Genomic DNA, 21,810 nt, shown 5'->3' with positions numbered 1-21,810 from the left:
TCCCTATTCTCCCTAAAAAAATATGTTTAGATAGCTTGAATATATCATATTCTTTCTACCTTTCTCTTTTTTGAGAAAATTTAAACTTCCAACTGTTTTATTTATCCATTTTCTATAAAAAAACAGCCTATTTTAAAATGAGAAATTATGGTTTTTGTTCACACATTCAACAGACTATCCTTCTATCCAATCGAATATTTTCTCATCCTTTTTTCTATACCGAAAGCTTACTTTATAGAAAATTTCCTGTTTAATTTTGCACTGCAACGAAATGAGAATATCACCGTTTTCAAAGACGTAATTCCCACTTGCTTCACCCTTTTCATATTGAAAGAAAAATGTATCTTCCTTTTCTTTTTGCTGTAAGTCTTTTTTTATATTTGTAATCGATTGATTTAGTAGTTCCTCCAATACAAATTTTTGCTCTATTTCAATATAAAATTTTTTATCTATAAGTAACATATTCGTTTCATATACAAAGAACGAAGTTAATAATACAAGAAAAATGATTGTTCCTGGCATCGTAAATCCATCTTGTTTTCTCATATATTTACGTCCATCTCGCTATACCTTACAGCTACACCTTCATATGTTTTCCCACTCATATCTTTCACATGTATAAAGAGCAAATGAGGGGTTACTTCATATGAAACCATTTCAATATTTTGTAATATAACTTCTCTTCCGCGCATATTCACTTTTCTTATAAGATGATTATTCAATTTTTCGTACGTCACTTCATCTCCAGTACGAAGGCGGAACCGCAAAAGATTATCTTTATTTTCAGGGACTATTTTTTCTACAAATGATACTTCACGAAATTCTAATTGTACTTGTCCTATAAACACATCCCATTCCCAATTATTTAATCCTTTCGATTGTTTGTTTTCTATTCCGATAAAGTTTAAACGTGGCAAGAGTAAAAAGAACAGTGATAACAGAAAAAAACATACGATCATTTCTATTAATGTAAATCCAACTTCTAATTTGTTTTTTCTCCTGCATAAAAGCATTGTTCCATCATTCTTCCTTTCACATCTTTCCACATAGCACAAACTTCATTTCCTCCCCAATATGTGTAATATACATTTCCATTTACGACTTTTTCTTTCTGTTGTTTCAACTCATTCTCATACATATATAAAGCTGCTTCCCTTTTTAATAATACAAATGCATTGTAACGAATTTGTATGTTTTTTCGTTCTTGCATAATCAATATGGTTTGCGGAATTAGTAAAGATACCGCCATCATTATTATACTTAATGCCACAAGCATTTCAGCCATTACTGAACCTTTTTGACATTTCACGGTACGTAAATCTCCCTCTGCCAAGCTGAAATACAACCTCATATTTATAACTTCGATAAGAAAGTAAAATTGTACCACCTCTATTAATATTTCCACTCGGATTATATGTCATCGGATTGGGAAAAGTATTCAAATCAATTTGTATATCGCTATCATATTCTCTTTTAATGATAGCAAGATTCGTACTCGATTCCCCTATATAGTACATATGTCTATCTTTATACCATCGTAATGTATAATGTTTTTGGCGGTTTATCGCTAATTGTTGCATATACAAAATATCATTTGAAAACTGTCTCAAAAATTGTTCGATTTTTTGTTTTTCATATAATGAATGTACATTGTAATACATGACCATACTTAGTACAGAAATTGCAAATAGAACGAGTAGCATTTCTAACAGAGTAAAACCTTTTTGTTTCACAGTTTCCCACTTGATACTGTGCCATCATTTGAAATATGAATGGATTCACCATTCGGACACTTATCAGATGTAATATATTTCTCATCACTTAGCTCTTTTAGCGAGGGAATTTTATTATGTTGTAATTGGTATACTTGTATTTGCGCTTCTACAGATTTCACATAGGCTTTACATCCTTTTCCTTCAACGGATGAACGCTGTGTAACTACATTAGGAATAATTAATAGTAATAATACAGTTATTACTACCATAACTAATAACATTTCTAAAAGGGTAAATCCCTCCTCATTCTGCATGTAAATACCTCCTAAATAGAATTCATCATTTGAAACATTGGCATAATCATCGCTAAATACATAAGAACGACTATTCCTCCAATACACGTAAATAAAATTGGTTGAATGATCACTAACATACGTTTAACTTTTTGCTCCATCTTCTCCATGATAAGATCGCTATAGTCACCTAATTCAATCGCCAAATTACCATTTGCTTGTCCATGCGTAATAATATAAGATAGCTCTTCCTCGTAATATCTGCTTTTTGCAATAATAGATTGCAACGGTTCTCCCGCAATTAATTGGTGTTTAATTCGGCCCGCTTCATACTGAAAGAACGAATGATACTTTTGCTCCATCATTATTGTTAGAGCCTCAAGTACTGATAGTCCTCCGTGTAATAAGCCGCTCAATTGAGTAGCGAAATAATGCGAATGCTTTAAAATAAGAAATTTTTTTATGAGGGGAATACGGAGCATAATTTTTATCTGCTTCATATGCGGGAGTTTCTGAAAGTAAAATATATATACACTACAGCTAATTAAGACGATAAAAATAGTGCTAATAATAAGATAGGGTAGCAGCTTAATTGCACTTAATATTTGTTCTGTAAGTAAAGGTGCTGTAGAACCAAACGAACTATATACCATGTCAACCTGCGGTAATAAAATGCGGTTAAAAACAAAAATCATGATTATTAAAAAGAACGCCAAAAACATAGGATACTGCATTATTTTCATCATATCTTTCCTGTACTTATCCTTTTTATAAAGAAGTAAGCTCCCTTGTTGCAACGCAAAAGAAACATCACCATGTTGCTCGGCATAAAATAAATAGCTTAACATCTCCTGATGAAACTTTAATTGATGAAAAGAATCGTGTAGACTTTTTCCATCTTTTAACCCATCAATCATACGCTGCAATTGTACTTTCTTTTCTAAAGGTAATTGAAAGCGTAAAAATTCTAATGCCTGCAAAAGGGAGTATCCTTTTTCTAATAGTTCTCCTAATCGTTTCAGTAATACTACTTGATCACTTAAACTCCATATTTTCTTAAACATAAACATCCTCTTCTAAAAATCCTAAAGCGTATCCTTTTCGCAGCGAAGACTCTAATGTCTCATGCTTGTATGTGACACATTCCCCGTTTGCTTCTTTAATCGCTTGTTTTAATTCATATCCATATAACAACTCATAAATACTCGCTTGTCTTACTTGCCTCATTGATTTACATAAAGTTGAGCACTTTCTTTTGCAAAACGGACACTTCAATTCGACAAGTCGCTGTGCAGCTATAGCTAATAAAGATTGTTCAATCTCTTGCCTCGTTATACCAAAATCCATGAAACGAAGTATCGCCCCTTTCGCATCATTCGTATGCAATGTCGTCATTACTAAATGGCCAGTCAAACTTGCTCTTATAGCGATTTTTGCTGTCTCTTCATCACGAATTTCGCCAACTAAAATAATATCTGGATCATGACGTAAAATAGCCTTTAGTCCCGCCTCATATGTGATACCTGCTTTTTCATTTATTTGAATTTGTAATACATCATCATTTCTTTTTTCAACTGGATCTTCCAGTGTAACGATGCGGCGTGTTTTCTTTTTTCTAATTACCTCTAATAATGCATACATTGTTGTTGTCTTTCCTGAACCAGTCGGTCCCGTAAAGACGAGTAACCCATGCGAATAATGTAAAAAGGAAAGAAGTTTCTTCGCTGTACTTGGAAATAACGAAAGATGAGATAACGGCTGAATAGATGCTTGTAAATGAAGACGAATAACGAGACTTTCTTGATATACGGTTGGAAGCGTGGAAAGGCGCAAATACACTTCTTGTCCATCCATTTGTAAATACAGTGAACCATTTTGTGGTTTCCGCCTCTCCCCTATATCCATAGATGCTAAAAATTTAAAGTGTGAAACGAGTTTTTCTCCAAATTCTTTTTCGATAAGGTGTTTCGTCATTAAATCTTTCCCTATACGTAGTTGAATTGCTACATCCTTCTTCCGGGGCACAATATGTAAATCTGAAGCTTGTACCCTACACGCCTCTTTCAAAATCATATTCGCAAAACCTTCAATTCCATTCATCATTTTTCCCTCCCCACTATGTATATAGCATGAAAGAATTCATAAGAAAAATCGGTATTTTTGTATTTTCACTAGAGTAAAAAGGAAAAATATGTTTGTGAAATTATGAACAATTTCCGAATTATTGTCTGAAATTACCTATATGGAAGTTTATCTGTATTATAATGTTATTATCTTGGATAAAGTGATAAAGGTGGAGATCCTCATGGAACAAGCTTTAAAAATTACAGGTGTATTATCTGACCCAACTCGTTATTACATTTATAAATATATTTCTCAAAAACATAGTTACGTAACAGTACAAGAAATTGCAGATGAGTTTGACATTCATCCAAACGTAGCGCGTTTACATTTATCTAAATTAGAAGATGTTCATATGCTGAAATCTGAAACGAAGAAAACTGGAAAAGGCGGACGACCAAGCAGATTATATGTATTATCTGATGATGTGATTCAATTACAATTTCCATTCCGTGATTATCAATTGTTAGCAAGAATCGCATTTAATTCTTTACTTAGCCTTGGCGCTGCTGGTGAAAAAGCGCTATACGAAACTGGAAAACAATTTGGAGCCGAATTAATGCAACAACATATGCTGCGTTTAAATGTGAGTGAAGATGCTTTAACAGTGGAACAAAAAGTTCAAATTGCAAAAGAAGCTTTCTCAACAGCTGGCTTATCACCTGCATTTGAATTAAGTGCAGATGGAACGAAAATTTTCTATGATGTACACAATTGTCCATTTAAAGAAGTTGCTGTTCATCACCCAACTGAAATTTGTAATATGCACGGAGATATGATGAAAGGGATTTTTGAAATCCTATTCCCTAACACGGAATTAACACGAAATGATAGCTTACTAGATGGATGTAAATCTTGTAATTATAAACTAACAATTTAATTTTCCATATAAAAAGAGGCCAATTATAATTGGCTTCTTTTTATATGAACCAATATTTACAATAGTAAGAAAAATAAACTATAATGAAGTGAGGTTTACTTTTTTTAGAAAAGGAGGGAGATGGCATGGAGCGCATGTTTCGCGTTCTCGGCTTTTGGACTGGAATTTTCTCGGTTATGTTTTACGTAGGGGATATGCATTCGACCGCACTACTATTTTTAGGACAAACAGGATTCTTCGTACTTTTAAGCTATTTAAATTTAACAGAGCGTATGTATATATACGTATTTGGGGCATATTTAACTGTTTTCTTCATAGGATTTACATACTACACGACGTTTTTACTTGTCCCTGGGGCTGGACATTAAAAGATGGCATTTTGCCATCTTTTTTTAATTCCGCAATTTCCTAGTTGACTTATAGGTTTTATTACCTTATATTCTATATAACAGATTGGAATTAGGGGGAATCAACATGAATACACTACTTGTCGGAATTAACGTTGCAGTCATGCTCATCTTAGTTGGCGTATTATATTATATGCAACGTAAGCATGTATCTTTTAATAAACGTGTATTTACTGCTTTAGGAGTCGGAATTATATTCGGTCTTATATTACAATTTATTTATGAACCAACTTCTAAAGTAATTATTGAATCAAATACTTGGTTTGGCTTAATCGGTAGCGGTTATGTGAAATTACTTCAAATGATCGTTATGCCACTTATTTTAGTATCTATTATTTCAGCATTTACAAAATTACAGTTAACGAAAAACCTTGGTAAAATTAGTGGTCTTATTATCGGAATTTTAATTCTTACTACTGGAATTGCTGCAGCTGTCGGTATCGCTGCAAGTGCAGGATTTGATGTATCAGCAACAGGCCTACAACAAGGTGATGCAGAATCTGCTCGTCTGAAGCTAGTTGAAGAAAGATTTACTTCTATTGAAAAAACAACAATTCCAGATAAATTATTAGAACTATTGCCTACAAATCCGTTTCTTGATTTAACAGGCGCTCGTCCAACATCAACAATTTCTGTTGTAATATTTGCAGCCTTTATCGGTATCGCCTTTATAGGTGTAAAACGAAAATATCCAGAACAAGCAGAGCTATTTAAGAATATGCTTGATGCTGTATATGCAATCGTAATGCGTATGGTAACATTAATTTTACGTCTTACTCCATATGGCGTATTAGCTCTTATGGCAAAAACAGTTGCTGGTAGCGACATAAATGCTATTTTAAAACTTGGTAACTTCGTGTTAGCGTCTTACGTAGCACTTATCGTAATGTTCGTTATCCACTTATTATTAATTGCTCTATCTGGTTTAAATCCAATTCAATATTTGAAAAAGGTATTCCCTGTATTAACATTCGCATTCACATCTCGCTCTAGTGCTGGTGCAATGCCATTAAATATTGAAGCACAAAAAGAAAAGCTTGGTATTTCTGAAGGGATTGCAAACTTCGCAGCATCATTTGGAGTATCTATCGGACAAAACGGTTGCGCAGGTATTTATCCAGCAATGCTTGCAATGATGGTCGCTCCAACTGTAGGAATCGATCCATTACAACCACAGTTTATTTTAACTTTAATCGCTGTCGTTGCCATTAGCTCATTCGGTGTTGCCGGCGTTGGTGGCGGTGCAACATTCGCAGCGTTAATCGTACTATCTACAATGAACTTACCAATCGGTATTGTCGCTCTTGTTATCTCAGTTGAACCATTAATCGATATGGGTCGTACAGCTCTTAACGTAAGTGGTTCTATGACAGCAGGTCTTATTTCTAGTAAATGGCTTGGTGAATTAGATCAAGATACGTACAATCAAGATGATGTAAAAACTGGTGAAATTGCTTCATAATGAAAAGGACGCTAACAAAACTGTTAGCGTCCTTTTTTAGTTCTTTCCATCTTCCTCTTTATCTTTTATACATAAGGCATAACATATTGTTTCAAACACTATGTATTTTCGTCTCCTTACACATAGAAAAGAGAATACAATAACATATTCTCTTTTCTCAAATATATTTCATTATCTCACAGCCCGTCCTTTTCACAAATAACCATTTTGTTCGCACCATATATGAAATTGTCCTACGTCTACTCCAACTAACACGATATCCTTTAGCTCTACATCAATGATTTGTTCTCCAATTACAATAGCAAACTGCGATTCTAATTTTGGCTCGCATTTCTTTACAATTCCAATTCTGTTCCGATGCGGTCCATCTTTTATATATGCTTTTTGTCCTACAATATCAAAGTTCAAGATTTTCACCTCTTTTACTGCGCTCAAATTGGAAATACGATCTCCAACTCGGAAAATTTCCTTTCATTGCACTATTTCTCTATATATATGACGAAACAATAAAAGAGTCCTCCCTTCTTTACAATTATTTTTTCTTTGTTTCATTTTTGTGATTGAAACGTAAAGTTTATAATAAAATACACTTGGAAGCGCTTTCTATGTAATTTTTTATGTTATAATATATAAGTAGAACTTCGTAAAGAGGGTTAAAAAATGAATACAAAAATGATTAAAAAAGTAATTGAAGCATTAAAAGTATATGGATTTCAAGATGTATCATTCTGTGACAAAACGAAGCAATTTTTATTTCATAACGAAATGGATATTATGAGCGGCTATGCAGAAATAACATATAGTAGTCAATTTGAAAAATTCAACGTACAAATTCATCCGATTGAAACACATCACCAAGCAGAGTTACAAGAGGTTGAAAGACATATACAAGCCTGTATAAGAAAAGTGGAATATTTAAACGCACTTCTTAGCGGACAAACAAAACTAGATGACAAAATTATTATAATGTAAAAAAAGAACGTGATTACCTCACGTTCTTTTTTACATTATACGTTCATCTTTTCTTTCAGTTGTAATCCTGTAATGGACTCTAACAGATCCATTGCTTCTCCAAATGTCATATTAAAAATTGTCTTATCCTCTATGTATGGAAATTGTCTAAGGCGCTTTTCTAACATTTTCACGGCGTCTGACGTAAAGTGTGCACTATCAATACCAAATTCTGTTTCAAGAAGAACGATCCAATCTAACACATGAAAACCTAATCCATTTACGAATGAAATAAGTTTTTCTTCTGGCTGCGAAGATAAGAATACGTATCGTTCCATCTCACTAAAAAGTTCTTCTCCTAAAATATCAGCTAATTCATCATCATGTTCGCGGTTAATGATTTCTTCATATCCATAATCATCAACAAGCTCCTCAACTTCTTCACTATCCTCACAAAGCAATTGACTAAGCAGTGCATCTTTCTTAAATTCACTATTTTGTACGACTTCTAAAAAGCTCGTTTCCCATCCATTTTCTAATTTCATATTATGTACTCCTTTATATGCGTTTCTTATCATCACTGTACCCAAAAGATCACTTTTATAACCTTTTAGGTAGTTACTATTATTTCACATGATTCATAACATAAGATGCAAATTCTGCTGCATCTCCTTCAAAAATATTTATTTCTGGCAAATGATAGAACGTTGTTTGGAGCGGATTTCCTTCATGATATACATATATCTTCTTCTCTAACGCGATCGCCATTCCAAACTCTGTATGGCTCCCGTTTCCGCCATCTAATATAAGTAAAAATACATCCGCTTCTTTGATAGCATTCTTTTCTGCCAGACCAATTTCTCTTAATTGTTCTTGATTTACTGCTCTTTCGTTTCTTGTCCAATCATATGTATGATGCCAACCTGCATGTTTCAGTTCATTTGCTATAGAACATACAAGATGTTTATTTTGGAATCCTGAGGCGATATAAAAATTCATTTTATATACACTCCTTCATTATATAAGGGGGAAACTCCATTTTAGCGTTATTTGCTATAAACATAATAAAGAACGACTTCAAAAAAAATCCCCATCTTTAAAACTTATTTGCGTTTAAATGATGGGATGCCTCATGGTCTTCTTTTATTTTTTGTTTTTTATAACTTTCATCAGCTAACATTTCTAGTTCAGCTGTTATTTCTGATTTTTCAAGCTCTCTTTCTTGCGAAAATTTCCTTGAAATATAAACAATAACACTACCAACGTACAACACAAAGCATATAATAAGTGCAGTATTTTCATAGAGACTTAGCTCCAACACAGTCACTCCTAATCCATTCGTATTTTCACGCTTCATTAATTGGAATTTCCCTACTAATCCATTTGTTATTGTAACATAAAAATATCAATCCTTGGAATCTTTCATTCTATTAAAAAAGACATGATTGTTTCATCATGCCTCTGAAATATGTTGAATGATTGTTTGAATTGCTTCTTTTCCATTATATTTTTTTAGAGCTGTTTTATACATCTCATTATTTTGATTTAATTCTTCGACATGCTTTATAAGAGATTTCACAGTCACATCTTCTTCATACAATACGGAAGCATACCCTTGTCTTTCAAAAGACTCTGCATTTAGTATTTGATCTCCGCGGCTTGCAAATTTCGATAGTGGAATTAAGACCATCGGCTTTTGCAATGTTAAAAACTCAAAAATGGCATTAGAGCCCGCACGTGAAATAACAAAATCTGTTACCGCTAATATGTCTGGCAGCTCTCCATGCACATATTCAAATTGTCTATATCCTTCTTTATTTTGTAAGCTTTCATCAAGATTACCTTTTCCGCAAAGATGAACAATTTGATACTTTTTCAAAAGTTCTGGTAACGCGGATCGAACCGTTTCATTAATTTTCTTTGCGCCCAAACTTCCTCCCATAATTGTAATAACTGGCTTTTTACGTGAAAAACCTAAAAATGCTAAACCTTTTTCACGATTTCCCTTTAGCACTTCTTCGCGTACAGGAGATCCTGTATAGATTACTTTTTCTTTCGGTAAATGTTTCGCAGCTTCTTCAAATGTAACAAATATTTTCGAAGCAAAACGGAGCGCAATTTTGTTTGCTAGTCCTGGCGTCATATCAGATTCATGTAATAAAACTGGTACCCTGTTTAACCATCCGCCTATTACGACGGGTACAGATACGAAACCACCTTTTGAAAAAATCACATCCGGTTTTAGTTTTCGAATCCTTACATACGCATCCATAACACCCTTCATTACAAGAAAAGGATCTTTTATATTTTTCAAATCAAAATAACGGCGTAGCTTTCCGCTTGCAATACTATGATACGGAATGCCTTCCTTTTCTATAATCGTTTTCTCAATTCCTTGATGAGAACCAATATAAGAAATATCCCAATTTTGTTCTTGTAAATGCGGAATGATGGCTAAATTAGGTGTTACATGCCCTGCCGAACCGCCACCTGTAAAGACTATTTTTTTCATACGTCTCCCCCTTCTACACTATAATACACTAAAATATCTTGCCTCAGGGTGAGAAAATACCATAGCCGTTACAGATGCTTCTGGCTCCATCATAAATCCTTCCGTTAATGAAATACCTATTTCTTCTGGATGAATAAGGCGGAATAATTTTTCTTGATCCGCAAGTTCTGGACATGCTGGATAACCGAAGGACACGCGTATTCCTCTATATTTCGTACGGAAACGTTCTTCCATCGTCAGTTCTGGTGAATCTGGAATACCCCAGCGATCACGAATAAGCATATGTGTTTTTTCAGCGAGTCCCTCTGCTAGTTCAAGCGCTAACGATTGAATGGCGTGACTGCGTAAATAATCGCCCTTCGCTTTCCATTCTTCAGCAATGTCCCTAACACCTTCCCCAACCGTAACAGATAGGAAAGCAACGTAGTCCATTTCATCTCCAATCGGCCTCAAATAATCACCTAAAGTACGGTATGGTGCTTTTCCTTGTCTTGGGAATGTGAAACGTTCTATAACACGCGTATGATCTTCTGGATCATATATTACAATGTTTTGTCCATCACTTTGCGCTGGGAAAAATTGATACACTGCTTTCGGTTTTAACCAAGTTTGTCCTTCCTGCAATAATTCGTCTATTAAATCATTTAATTCATGCGCTCTTTTATCTCCCTCTAGCAAAAGCTTCTTCACATTTCCTTTTAATCCAAGGTGATGTCCAAGTAGCATTTGTCTATTTAAAAATGGAGCGAGATGAAGAGCGGGAATATCGCGTAATACAATTCGCTTTGTTGAATCAGGGACTATCACCTCTGTCTTCGGTAACGGTTCAATTACTGCTGGAATTTCTACTTTTTTCTCCTCTTTTTTTACGATATGAAGATGACGTTCTTTTTTATCTTGTTTCATCTTCTCACGCTCTTCTTCTTTTTGAAGCTTATTAATAATATCAAGACCAGTCATCGCATCACTCGCATAACATACGAGTCCTTTATATGATGGTGAAATACGATTATCTGTAAATTTTCTCGTTAACGCTGCCCCACCTACAACGATTGGAATATCAATATTTGCCGCTTTTAAATCTTCAGCAGTCGTTACCATTTGTTGCGCTGATTTTACTAATAAACCAGAAAGACCAATAATATCAGGCTTCTTTTCTTGTACTTCTTGAACAATTCGATCCGAGCGAACATTGATCCCTAAATTAATAATCTCATATCCGTTATTCGATAAAATAATTTCAACAAGATTTTTCCCGATATCATGTACGTCACCTTTAACAGTCGCTAATAACACTTTCCCTTTTTTCGCACTATCACTAGATTCCATATGTGGCTCCAAATAACTTACAGCAGCTTTCATACTTTCAGCACTTTGCAATACTTCAGCAACGATAAGCTCATTATTATTAAATAATCGTCCTACCTCATCCATTCCTGTCATAAGAGGACCATTAATAATATCCAAAGGTTTTCTTCCTTCTGTAAGCGCAAGGCTTAAATCTTCTTGTAACCCTTGTTTCGTACCTTCTATGATGTAATTTGCTAGCCTTTCATCAAGAGTTAATGTTTCTTGGATAACGATATCTTTCTTTTTTGCCACGCGATAAAAGTTTGTAAATTTTTCTAATGTCTCTTGCGTCGTTTCAAAAAGCAATGCATCCGCAAGACATTTTTCTTCCTCAGGAATTGACGCATACCGTTCTAATTTTTCCGTATTCACAATCGCATAATCTAATCCCGCTTTCGTTGCATGATATAAAAAGACGGAATTTAACACTTCGCGTCCAGCTGGTGGTAAACCAAATGATATATTACTTACACCTAAAATCGTTAAACACTCTGGTAATGCTTCTTTAATAAGACGAATCCCTTCTATCGTCGCGGCCGCCGAGCCAATATATTCTTCATCACCTGTACCTACAGGAAATACAAGTGCATCAAAAATAATATCTGACGGGCGTATACCATATTTCGTCGTCAATAACTCGTAACTTCTTTTCGCAATTTCTAGTTTTCTTTCTGCACTTACTGCCATACCATCTTCATCAATTGTTCCAACTACAATTGCAGCACCATATTTCCGAAGGAGCGGTGTCACTTTTTTAAATCGTTCTTCTCCATCTTCTAAATTAATTGAATTAATAACGGCTTTTCCTTGAATATAAGTAAGAGCTCGCTCCATCACATTTTCATCTGTTGAGTCAATCATAATCGGCACTTTTAATACTTTCGTAACTTCTGCCAAAAAATTTTCCATATCTTCTATTTCATCACGGTCCGGGTCTGCCATACAAATATCAATAATATGAGCATTTTTCTTCACTTGCGCTCTAGCGATTTCAGCAGCCTCTTCGAATTTCCCTTCTGCTACTAATCGTTTAAATTTACGTGATCCAATAACGTTTGTTCTTTCACCAACAAATAACGGTCTCATAGAATCATCATATTGAAGTGCCTCTAATCCACTAACCCCGTGTCCAGCTCTTTCGTGTTGTTCACGCGGCTTAAGAGACGCTAGCGCAGATTTCATTGCTTTTATATGTTCTGGTGTTGTGCCACAACAACCACCGATAATATTAACCCATCCTTCTTCAGCGAATCGTTTCACTTTTTCAGCGAGAGAAGATGGAGATTCATGATAATGTCCATCTTCATCAGGAAGACCTGCATTTGGATAGCAAGAAATGTAACACTCTGACAAATCAGATAGGGAACGAATATGGTCTCTCATAAACTCCGGACCAGTCGCACAGTTTAATCCAACAGATAATGGCTTCATATGCTCTATCGATAAATAAAAAGCCTCAATTGTTTGCCCAGCCAAAGTCGTTCCCATCGGTTCAATCGTTCCTGAAATCATGATAGGTACTACCTTATTTAGTTCGTCAAAAGCTGCTTGAATTCCAATATAAGCAGCCTTCACGTTACGCATATCTTGACTCGTCTCAACGAGTAATACATCTACTTCCCCATTCAATAATCCTCTTGCCTGCCGCGTATAGGCTTCAATTAATTCTTCAAATGTCACACCACCAGTAACACTAATCGCTTTCGTTGTCGGCCCCATCGCTCCCGCAACATATACTTCCTTCCCGCTTTCTTTGACCGCTTGCCCCGCTAAACGTGCTGCCTTCTCATTTAGTTCCTCATCTAAATGAGACAACTCATAATCACTTAATACAATATTTGTCGCCCCAAATGTATTTGTTTCAATAATATCCGCTCCAGCTTCAATATAAGCTTTATGAATCTTTAAAATGACATCAGGCCTTGTTTCTACTAAATATTCATTACAGCCTTCGTACTCTTCTCCTCCGAAATCTTCCGCCGTTAAGTCCTCTTGCTGGATCATCGTTCCCATTGCACCATCTAATACTAAGATGTTATTTTGTAATTTTTCTTCTATACATTTCATCAATTAATACCTTCTTTCACTTCTTGCTTTTCTCTCACATATTTAACAAGATGTTCTGTAATTTCATATTTTAGAAATGGTGTAATAAGATAAATGCCATTAAAATATTTCATCGCTGCATCGATCAATTCTTGTGAAATACGAATCCCTTCTTCAATTGCTGCTTCTTTCGTTTCATGTCCATCCATTCTCTCCCTTACTTCTTCAGGTAGCGTAATGCCTGGCACCTCAAAATGAAGAAAATCTGCATTCCGTTTACTTATTAGTGGCATAATCCCAATAAAAATAGGCTGTTCTAAATGCTTTGTCGCTTCATACACTTCTTCAATTAACGCGATATCGTAAATTGGCTGCGTTAAAAAATATTCCGCTCCAGCATCTATTTTCCGTTCCATTCGCTTAACTGCTGCTTTTAAATGTCTTACATGCGGATTAAACGCACCTCCCACTGAAAACCTTGTTGCCGGCCCTATTGATTTCCCTAAAATAGAGCGCCCATCGTTCATTTCTTTAATCATTTTAATGAGCTCAATAGAGGACAAATCATATACAGAAGTGGCACCTGGAAAATCACCGACGCGTGCTGGATCACCAGTTAAAGCTAACACTTCTTCCATGCCTAACGCTGATAAGCCTAGTAAATGAGATTGTAGTCCGATTACGTTATGATCTCTACACGTTAAGTGCGTCAATACCGGAATATCGTGCTTCGTTAATAATGCTCCCATTGCCATATTCGAGACGCGAGGCGATGCCAACGAATTATCTGCTAGAGTAATAGCATCTGCTCCAGCTCTTTTCAATGCTCTTGCTCCTTCAAAAAACCGCTGCGTATCTAATGTTTTCGGTGGATCTAATTCCACTACTACTGTCGTTTGTTTTTTTGCTTTCTCTGCCAAAGTGACATGAGCTTTCGAACGCTTTTCGTGTGTATGAACTACTTTCGGCCTTGGAATCGTATCCTTCTCTATTACAGGCGTAACATTTAGAACAGCACGTTTCATGCTTTCAATATGTTCTGGCGTAGTGCCACAACAACCACCCAATAAACGAATACCTTGCTCAATAAATTTCGGTGTCATCGCTTCAAAATAAGCCGGACTTCCCTCATATACGTAACGTCCCTCCACATAATTCGGGAGACCTGCATTTGGGTATGCTGATAAGTAACCATCTTTCGGGATCGATATCATTTTAAAAGCTTCTGTCATATGAAGCGGCCCTAGTTGGCAGTTCAATCCAACGACATTTGCCCCATAATCTAAAAGCTGTTTTAATATTTCATTTACATCATTTCCATTTTGAGTCGTACCTGCCTCATGTAACGCTAATTGAGCTACAATTGGAATATTTGTTTGTTTTCTTAACACCTGAACAGCATGAAGTAATTCAAACTCATCATAGAAAGTCTCTAATAGCAGGCCGTCCACCTGTTCTTCTAGTAATGCACTTGCCTGTTCCAGTAACATAAATTCTCTCTCCATATCAGTTGTCGTAACAGCTCCGATATGTTTCATACCACCAATTGTTCCTAAAATCGCATTTCTTTCTGTAACAGATGCTTTCGCCAGTTTTACTGCCGCTCTATTAATTTCAGTAACTTGATTTTCTAAGCCATACATACGTAATTTCGCTTCATTTGCTCCGTACGTATTTGTTTGAATTACATCTGCCCCAGCAGCTACATATTGCTTATGAATCGATATAATTAAATCTGGATCAGATATGTTCAATTCTTCAAAACTACTTTGTAAACCATGTGAATGTAATAACGTCCCAACCGCACCATCACCTATTACAATTCCTTTTGATAATAAATCTAGTAATTTCACCAATCTCCCTCATTTCTATCAATATAAAAACCCCCTCTTCACTTTGAAGAGGGGGACATAATCGATCCTCCTCTTATTATGCAAAACATTCGTTTTGCAGGTATTAGCACCGTTTCAAACATTTCGTTTGAAGGTTGCCGGGTTTCACAGGGCCTTTCCCTCCACCGCTCTCAATAAGAGTTTGTCTTTATTATTTTATTTATGTAGCTAAAAGGAAATGCGTTCCCCTTTTAACAATGTTTGTTAATTTTTTTATAAATTTAGCACGCACAAATACAAAAGTCAATGACACTTGCGGAAAAATAAAAATTATTTAAAATAAAGTTGCAATTCAATTATCTTTTGTTGTAAAGTTAAAAACATAATAAAATTTCATACGAACATTCTTATCTAGAGAGGTAGAGGGACTGGCCCTATGACGCCTCAGCAACCATTAACATTTGTTAATAAGGTGCTAATTCCAGCAAATTGTGAAAGATTTGACAGATGAGAAGAAGACTCTATTCAAACCGAAAGCCTTCTTCTTAGAAGGCTTTTTTTATTTTACATTCACTTAATTGTTCATTTAAAAAGGAGGAATTTTTACATGTCAACAATCGAAACAAAACTAGCACAAATTGGAAACAGGAGTGAAACTACAACAGGAACTGTTAATCCGCCTGTTTATTTCTCAACTGCTTATCGTCACGAAGGAATTGGTAAATCTACTGGCTTTGATTATTCACGAACTGGAAATCCAACTCGCGGTCTTTTAGAACAGGCAATCGCAGACTTAGAATACGGTGAACAAGGTTATGCCTGTAGCTCCGGAATGGCGGCTGTTCTCCTCGTCCTTTCGCTATTCCGTTCTGGAGATGAACTTATTGTATCTGAAGACTTATACGGCGGAACGTATCGATTATTTTCTGAGCATGAAAAAAAGTGGAACGTTCGATGTAGATACGTAAATACACAATCTATTAAACAAATTGAAAAAGCTATCACAACTGAAACGAAGGCTATTTTCATAGAAACTCCGACTAATCCATTAATGCAAGTTACTGATATTGCCGCTGTCGCAACTGTAGCGAAGAGGCATGGACTACTCCTTATTGTAGACAACACATTCTACACGCCGTATATACAGCAACCATTAACGGAAGGTGCCGACATCGTACTTCATAGTGCAACGAAATATTTAGGTGGACATAACGATGTACTAAGCGGACTTGTCGTTGCAAAAGGAAAGGAACTTTGTGAGGAAATCGCCCATTATCATAATGCATCCGGTGCGGTCTTAAGCCCATTTGACTCATGGCTATTAATTCGCGGTATGAAAACGTTAGCGCTTCGCATGAGACAACATGAAGAAAATGCGAAAGCTGTTGTTGCTTATTTAAACAATGAAGATGGTGTGACAGATGTATTTTATCCAGGAAGAGGCGGTATGATTTCATTTCGTCTTAAAGACGAATCTTGGGTTAATCCATTCTTACAATCTTTATCCTTAATTACATTTGCTGAAAGTCTTGGTGGTGTGGAAAGTTTAATGACCTATCCAGCAACGCAAACACATGCTGATATTCCTGAAGAAATCAGAACAGCAAACGGTGTGTGCAATCGTCTTCTTCGATTCTCCGTTGGCATTGAAAATAGTAACGATTTAATTCAAGACTTACAGCAATCCATTAAACTTGTAAAAGAAGGTGTAAGAATATGAGTTATTCTATAGATACACTCTTACTGCATAACCAATATAAACATGACCCGCAAACAGGAGCTGTTAACGTTCCCATCTATAATACATCAACATTCCACCAATTTGATGTAGATACGTTTGGAAAATATGACTATAGCCGCTCTGGTAATCCAACACGTGAAGCTCTTGAAGATATCATTGCTTTATTAGAAGGCGGAACAAAAGGGTTTGCGTTCGCGTCAGGAATTGCAGCAATTTCTACTGCATTCCTCCTCCTTTCACAAGGTGATCACGTACTCATTTCAGAAGACGTATACGGAGGAACTTATCGCATTATAACTGAAGTTCTCTCCCGTTACGGTGTTTCACATACATTTGTTGATATGACCAATTTAGAAGAAATAAAGCAAAACATTAAACCAAATACAAAACTCTTTTATGTGGAAACACCTTCTAATCCACTTTTAAAAGTAACCGATATTCGTGCTGTTTCTACACTTGCAAAATCTATTGACGCCCTTACTTTTGTTGATAATACATTTTTGACACCACTATTCCAGAAACCACTTGATCTTGGCGCCGATGTCGTTCTTCATAGTGCCACAAAATTCATTGCTGGTCATAGTGACGTTACTGCCGGATTAGCGGTTGTAAAAGATGCCGAACTCGCTCAAAAACTTGGATTTTTACAAAATGCATTCGGCGCTATTTTAAGCCCGCAAGATTGTTCTCTCGTACTTCGAGGTCTAAAAACATTGCATGTACGTCTTGAGCATTCAGCGGCTAACGCCAATAAAATTGCACACTATTTACAAGATCACACTAAAGTTCAAAATGTCTATTATCCTGGCTTACAAACACATCTTGGATTTGACATTCAACAATCTCAAGCTACATCAGCTGGAGCCGTCCTATCTTTCACTTTACAATCAGAAGACGCACTCCGCCAATTTTTATCAAAAGTAAAATTACCTGTCTTTGCGGTCAGTTTAGGAGCTGTCGAATCCATTCTTTCCTACCCAGCTAAAATGTCACATGCAGCACTGTCGCAAGAAGCTCGCGATGAAAGAGGTATTTCGAATTCATTACTTCGGTTATCCGTCGGTCTTGAAAATGTTGACGATTTAATATCCGATTTTGAAAATGCCCTTTCTTATGTAGAAGAACCTGTAAATGCATAGAGAGAAAAGAAGATATGAAATTAAGTTTTCATATCTTCTTTTTTATGCTGTTTAGTATATTTTTTACTTTTCTTATAGTTCATAAAAAACGAGAGAGCACCATCTATTTCCAAGTAATGAATTAATTGATATATTAAAAAGTAAAAAAAGGGGCAAAAATAATGGATACTTGTGCAGATGTTTTAATCGTTATCGACTTACAAAATGGAGTATGTTATAGCGGGGAGCATTTATTCGATTTACAAAATCTACTTACAAAAGTAAATAAAAGAATTTCTTCATACAGAAAATCAAATAAACCGATTCTTTTCGTTCAACATTGTGATGATGATTTAGTACCTGAGAAAGATCTTTGGGCTATTCATACTGATCTAGATGTTCAGGAACAAGATTTTTTTGTAAGAAAAACACATGCCAATTCATTTTATAAAACAAACTTAAAAGAGATTTTAGAACAATTATCTGTACATCGTATTGAATTTTGTGGTGCCCAAACAGAGTACTGTATGGATGCTACAATTAAATTTTCACATGGACTAGGGTACGAAAACTTCATGGTGCAGAAGGCTACCTCTACATTACATAATCCCTTTATGTCCGCAAAAGAGACAATTGATTTTTATGAGAATATATGGAACCACAGATTTTTAAAGCTAATAAACGATGAACTCTAGAATAAATAACCAACAGCTTAATCATTCTTAAATTTATCAGCTAAACGCAAACAGTTTCTTTTCTTTTAACCTGTTTTATATTCTATATATATCATTATAATTCCTTTGTCATATTATTTTAAAAATTTTGTATATTCATTTGAAAGAATAAGAAAATCATGGTAAGATTGTGTTACAAATATATCTATATCTTTCAATTTTTAAAACGCATCTAAATTTTCACCCAAAATTGTCATTTTACAAAACCGTGCTAAATCATCTACTTTATTTACATCAGGGTCTCTTTTCTTACAATTTCTTTACTTTAGGACTTTTTTTCTGCAACAACTGTTTTCTTTTCTTTAATTTTTTGGTATGTATAGTATGGTATAACAGCTCACACGGAGGTGGAAAAGAACATGTTAGAAACCTTTCAAAAAGAAATAGAACTATATGAAAGCAATGCAGAACTATTGAAAGTACTTGCTCATCCTGTTCGCTTATGTATCGTAAAGGGATTAATTGAACGTGGTCCAAGCAACGTTTCTACAATGTACACTGGCTTAAACATGCCACAATCTACAATTTCACAGCATTTAGCAAAATTAAAAAGTGCTAAAATCGTTTCAAGTGAAAGAAAAGGATTGGAAATTTATTACAAAGTAGAAAACGAGACAATTATTCAACTCGTTCGCGTATTATTGGGTTAGGGACTCATAAACAGAGAAAAAGGACGTATTCTATATTTTTAATCTCATATCTTTAATATAAATATATATCATGAGAGGAAATATATGATGCTACATAAGTCGTATTAAAAAACAAGACACAGAAATATGCTGTGTCTTGTTTTTTTATATTTTCAAATACCGATTCAATTGTAAATGTTGTATATGTTTCGTATGTATAACAACATCAAATGCACTCCCTAATCCTCCGCTCAAAATCATAGAACGAACTGCTCGATTTTGTCTTTGAGTTTCAGAAAAAGGGTTCCTATCTTGATGATTCGTAAGCTGCTCTAATATTCCTGCCGCTAACAAAAACTCAGATTGCTTCTTATGCCATACTGTATGCATACCTTGCAGGCTAAACATCTCTTTCAGTTCATCCCAATGAATATGAGTAGTAAGATCCATTTCACCTGGATGCACTAAAGGATTACGGATTAACTTATGCTCGTAATATCCTCGTAAACTTCCTTCCTGATGTGCAGGATGCATCCATTCTTCTTTTGTATACCCATAATCAACTGTAATACATATTCCCTTTTGAAACCATTTCGCCATTTCTTTTATATATTCTTCCATCGCAATCGGCACTTCAAAACGCTGGCCTTCAGCAAGATGAATATTATATTTCAATAAGTATCGACCAATTCTTTTATGTAACGGCCTACATACTTCTGCAAGTTTCCCTTCCTCTGTGTACGTAACACGTACTTCATACAATATTCCATTTCTCTTCTCAATTACTTCAACAGGAAATGCATCAAATAACTCATTCGAAAAAAGAATCCCTTCGAACGATTCTCCCATTTCACTATGCGACGTATAATATGACACATTAGAAAACGAATAAAGATTTTTCTGCTGTAATTTTCTATGAAAAGGGCTCATTTCAATCATTGAATAGTTTAAATCCATAAAGGTTTCTGGAGATAATTGCTTCCACTCTTGTAAAACATCATAGGCAAACCTTCCTGTTCCCCCACCAATCTCACAAATATTCGGAGCAACTTCACCATTTTCAACAAGACGAATAAAAAACTTAGCAACAGTTTTTGCAAAAACAGAGGATACATTGCTACTTGTAAAAAAATCCCCTTGTCTTCCAATCTTTTTACGTTCTTTCATATAATAGCCATGTCCTTCTGTATATAACACAAGGTTCATATACGTACTATATGAAATGGAATAATCTTTTTCTTTCCCCATCCATTCTCTTAAAATGAGCTCCATCCCCATCATGACTCCTTATTGTAAAAATGGATTATTTTCTTTTTCAAAACCAATGCTTGTTTCTGGACCATGTCCACATAGCACCGCTGTTTCATCAGGTAATACAAATAATTTTTCTTCAATACTTCCAATTAATTCAGCAAAGCTTCCACCAGGTAAATCTGTTCTTCCGATGCTCATTTGGAACAATACATCTCCAGAAAATACAGCATCCGCCTCTTTACAGTAATAAGAAATACTACCTGGAGAATGTCCTGGCGTTTCAAAAATTTCAAAATTAAATGAGCCAATTACTAATGTACCTTCTGCATCAATAATATGATCTGCTGGTTTTGCTGTAATGCTGCGATTCATCATAAAAATTTGAGAACCATTTACAGTTGCATCGCCTAACCAATCTGCTTCTTCTTTATGTACGTACACAGGAATATGAAAAGCGTCTCTTACCGCATCAACAGCTCCAATATGATCAAAGTGAGCATGTGTTAATAAAACAGCCAGTGGCTTTAATTGTTCTTCTTGTAAATATGTAACGAGCTTCTCTCCTTCATGACCAGGATCAAAGATAATACACTCATTTTGATCATTCGTTAAAATATAAGCATTCGTTTGTAATGGGCCTAACGGCATTTGTATCCATTGCATATGAAAATCTCCTCCAATTATTAAACTTACTTTCAATGATACAACATTTTTTTCTCTTAGGAAAAGAAAGGATGCTATCTCGACAATCATTTTTAAAACATG

General features: G+C 35.2%; 24 protein-coding genes and 2 riboswitches. Of the genes, 8 read left to right on the top strand and 16 right to left on the bottom strand.

Going from position 1 to position 21,810, the window contains the following annotated elements:
* Positions 1–174: 174 nt before the first annotated feature.
* Genes comGG through comGA form a run of 7 tightly spaced genes read right to left on the bottom strand, consistent with a single transcriptional unit; the run spans position 175 to position 4,108 of the window.
* Entirely contained in the window at positions 175–546 is a 372-nt protein-coding gene (comGG, locus tag VF726_RS09395) for a competence type IV pilus minor pilin ComGG (protein ID WP_440167606.1), read from the bottom strand.
* Positions 543–1,013 carry a competence type IV pilus minor pilin ComGF gene (comGF, locus tag VF726_RS09390; RefSeq protein WP_440167604.1) on the bottom strand — a complete coding sequence of 157 codons (471 nt, stop codon included), beginning with the start codon at positions 1,011–1,013 and terminating at the stop codon, positions 543–545. The genes comGG and comGF overlap by 4 nt, the downstream gene beginning before the upstream one ends.
* Positions 983–1,285 (bottom strand): competence type IV pilus minor pilin ComGE, encoded by a 303-nt coding sequence (gene comGE / locus VF726_RS09385; protein WP_440168289.1) that lies wholly within the window; start codon positions 1,283–1,285, stop codon positions 983–985. Before comGE ends, comGF begins: the two co-directional genes overlap by 31 nt.
* Positions 1,278–1,733 carry a comG operon protein ComGD gene (gene comGD, locus VF726_RS09380; RefSeq protein WP_440167602.1) on the bottom strand — a complete coding sequence of 152 codons (456 nt, stop codon included), beginning with the start codon at positions 1,731–1,733 and terminating at the stop codon, positions 1,278–1,280. The genes comGE and comGD overlap by 8 nt, the downstream gene beginning before the upstream one ends.
* Positions 1,730–2,029, bottom strand: coding sequence for a competence type IV pilus major pilin ComGC (gene comGC / locus VF726_RS09375; protein WP_440167600.1), 300 nt, complete (start codon positions 2,027–2,029; stop codon positions 1,730–1,732). Before comGC ends, comGD begins: the two co-directional genes overlap by 4 nt.
* An 11-nt stretch (positions 2,030–2,040) precedes the next feature.
* Positions 2,041–3,072 (bottom strand): competence type IV pilus assembly protein ComGB, encoded by a 1,032-nt coding sequence (comGB, locus tag VF726_RS09370; protein WP_440167598.1) that lies wholly within the window; start codon positions 3,070–3,072, stop codon positions 2,041–2,043.
* Positions 3,065–4,108: a competence protein ComGA gene (gene comGA, locus VF726_RS09365; RefSeq protein WP_440167596.1), complete on the bottom strand. Its 1,044-nt coding sequence runs from the start codon at positions 4,106–4,108 to the stop codon at positions 3,065–3,067. The genes comGB and comGA overlap by 8 nt, the downstream gene beginning before the upstream one ends.
* A gap of 205 nt (positions 4,109–4,313) precedes the next feature.
* Here comGA and VF726_RS09360 point away from each other — a divergent pair, with 205 nt between their 5' ends.
* The 3 genes from VF726_RS09360 (at position 4,314) to VF726_RS09350 (ending at position 6,878) form a co-directional block, all read left to right on the top strand.
* Entirely contained in the window at positions 4,314–5,009 is a 696-nt protein-coding gene (locus tag VF726_RS09360; protein ID WP_098088693.1) for a helix-turn-helix transcriptional regulator, read from the top strand.
* A gap of 125 nt (positions 5,010–5,134) precedes the next feature.
* The gene (locus VF726_RS09355) at positions 5,135–5,377 is read left to right on the top strand and encodes a DUF2626 domain-containing protein (protein WP_000440714.1); all 243 of its coding nucleotides are present in this window, start codon (positions 5,135–5,137) and stop codon (positions 5,375–5,377) included.
* A gap of 106 nt (positions 5,378–5,483) precedes the next feature.
* The gene (locus VF726_RS09350; protein ID WP_440167593.1) at positions 5,484–6,878 is read left to right on the top strand and encodes an L-cystine transporter; all 1,395 of its coding nucleotides are present in this window, start codon (positions 5,484–5,486) and stop codon (positions 6,876–6,878) included.
* A 192-nt stretch (positions 6,879–7,070) separates the two neighbouring features.
* Here the strand turns inward: VF726_RS09350 and VF726_RS09345 are convergent, their stop codons facing one another.
* Positions 7,071–7,286, bottom strand: a complete 216-nt coding sequence (locus tag VF726_RS09345; RefSeq protein ID WP_440167591.1) for a DUF3912 family protein — start codon at positions 7,284–7,286, stop codon at positions 7,071–7,073.
* Positions 7,287–7,538: 252 nt separating this feature from the next.
* Here VF726_RS09345 and VF726_RS09340 point away from each other — a divergent pair, with 252 nt between their 5' ends.
* The gene (locus VF726_RS09340) at positions 7,539–7,850 is read left to right on the top strand and encodes a hypothetical protein (RefSeq protein WP_166701809.1); all 312 of its coding nucleotides are present in this window, start codon (positions 7,539–7,541) and stop codon (positions 7,848–7,850) included.
* Positions 7,851–7,885: 35 nt separating this feature from the next.
* On the opposite strand, the gene VF726_RS09335 is transcribed toward VF726_RS09340, so the two are convergent.
* The 6 genes from VF726_RS09335 to VF726_RS09310 all read right to left on the bottom strand — a co-directional run bounded on the left by VF726_RS09335 (position 7,886) and on the right by VF726_RS09310 (position 15,590).
* Entirely contained in the window at positions 7,886–8,374 is a 489-nt protein-coding gene (locus tag VF726_RS09335) for a hypothetical protein (protein WP_440167589.1), read from the bottom strand.
* 79 nt (positions 8,375–8,453) lie between these two features.
* Entirely contained in the window at positions 8,454–8,828 is a 375-nt protein-coding gene (locus VF726_RS09330; RefSeq protein WP_440167587.1) for a nucleoside 2-deoxyribosyltransferase, read from the bottom strand.
* Between the two features lie 97 nt (positions 8,829–8,925).
* Entirely contained in the window at positions 8,926–9,186 is a 261-nt protein-coding gene (locus VF726_RS09325) for a DUF3966 domain-containing protein (RefSeq protein ID WP_000817964.1), read from the bottom strand.
* Between the two features lie 96 nt (positions 9,187–9,282).
* Positions 9,283–10,341 carry an undecaprenyldiphospho-muramoylpentapeptide beta-N-acetylglucosaminyltransferase gene (gene murG / locus VF726_RS09320; RefSeq protein ID WP_440167584.1) on the bottom strand — a complete coding sequence of 353 codons (1,059 nt, stop codon included), beginning with the start codon at positions 10,339–10,341 and terminating at the stop codon, positions 9,283–9,285.
* Positions 10,342–10,359: 18 nt separating this feature from the next.
* Positions 10,360–13,758, bottom strand: a complete 3,399-nt coding sequence (gene metH / locus VF726_RS09315; protein ID WP_440167582.1) for a methionine synthase — start codon at positions 13,756–13,758, stop codon at positions 10,360–10,362.
* Entirely contained in the window at positions 13,758–15,590 is a 1,833-nt protein-coding gene (locus VF726_RS09310) for a bifunctional homocysteine S-methyltransferase/methylenetetrahydrofolate reductase (protein ID WP_440167580.1), read from the bottom strand. Before VF726_RS09310 ends, metH begins: the two co-directional genes overlap by 1 nt.
* Positions 15,591–15,660: 70 nt before the next feature.
* Positions 15,661–15,770: riboswitch (SAM riboswitch) on the bottom strand.
* 203 nt (positions 15,771–15,973) lie between these two features.
* A riboswitch (SAM riboswitch) is annotated at positions 15,974–16,083 on the top strand.
* 93 nt (positions 16,084–16,176) lie between these two features.
* Here VF726_RS09310 and metI point away from each other — a divergent pair.
* The 4 genes from metI to VF726_RS09290 all read left to right on the top strand — a co-directional run bounded on the left by metI (position 16,177) and on the right by VF726_RS09290 (position 19,812).
* Complete coding sequence (gene metI / locus VF726_RS09305) at positions 16,177–17,289, top strand: cystathionine gamma-synthase/O-acetylhomoserine thiolyase (protein ID WP_440167578.1); 1,113 nt, start codon at positions 16,177–16,179, stop codon at positions 17,287–17,289.
* Positions 17,286–18,449, top strand: a complete 1,164-nt coding sequence (gene metC / locus VF726_RS09300; RefSeq protein WP_440167576.1) for a cystathionine beta-lyase — start codon at positions 17,286–17,288, stop codon at positions 18,447–18,449. Before metI ends, metC begins: the two co-directional genes overlap by 4 nt.
* A gap of 161 nt (positions 18,450–18,610) precedes the next feature.
* The gene (locus VF726_RS09295; protein WP_440167574.1) at positions 18,611–19,123 is read left to right on the top strand and encodes a cysteine hydrolase family protein; all 513 of its coding nucleotides are present in this window, start codon (positions 18,611–18,613) and stop codon (positions 19,121–19,123) included.
* Between the two features lie 398 nt (positions 19,124–19,521).
* Entirely contained in the window at positions 19,522–19,812 is a 291-nt protein-coding gene (locus tag VF726_RS09290; protein ID WP_000894375.1) for an ArsR/SmtB family transcription factor, read from the top strand.
* Positions 19,813–19,956: 144 nt separating this feature from the next.
* On the opposite strand, the gene VF726_RS09285 is transcribed toward VF726_RS09290, so the two are convergent.
* Complete coding sequence (locus VF726_RS09285) at positions 19,957–21,069, bottom strand: class I SAM-dependent methyltransferase (protein WP_440167572.1); 1,113 nt, start codon at positions 21,067–21,069, stop codon at positions 19,957–19,959.
* A gap of 9 nt (positions 21,070–21,078) precedes the next feature.
* A complete protein-coding gene (locus VF726_RS09280) occupies positions 21,079–21,708 on the bottom strand; it encodes an MBL fold metallo-hydrolase (RefSeq protein WP_440167569.1) in 630 nt (209 codons plus the stop codon).
* Positions 21,709–21,810 lie beyond the last annotated feature (102 nt).

The sequence above is a fragment of the Bacillus sp. Brlt_9 genome, from assembly GCF_051948935.1.
Lineage (GTDB): Bacteria > Bacillota > Bacilli > Bacillales > Bacillaceae_G > Bacillus_A.
The sequence above is the reverse complement of the archived record's forward strand: the minus strand, read 5'-3'. Positions and strand labels throughout refer to the sequence as shown.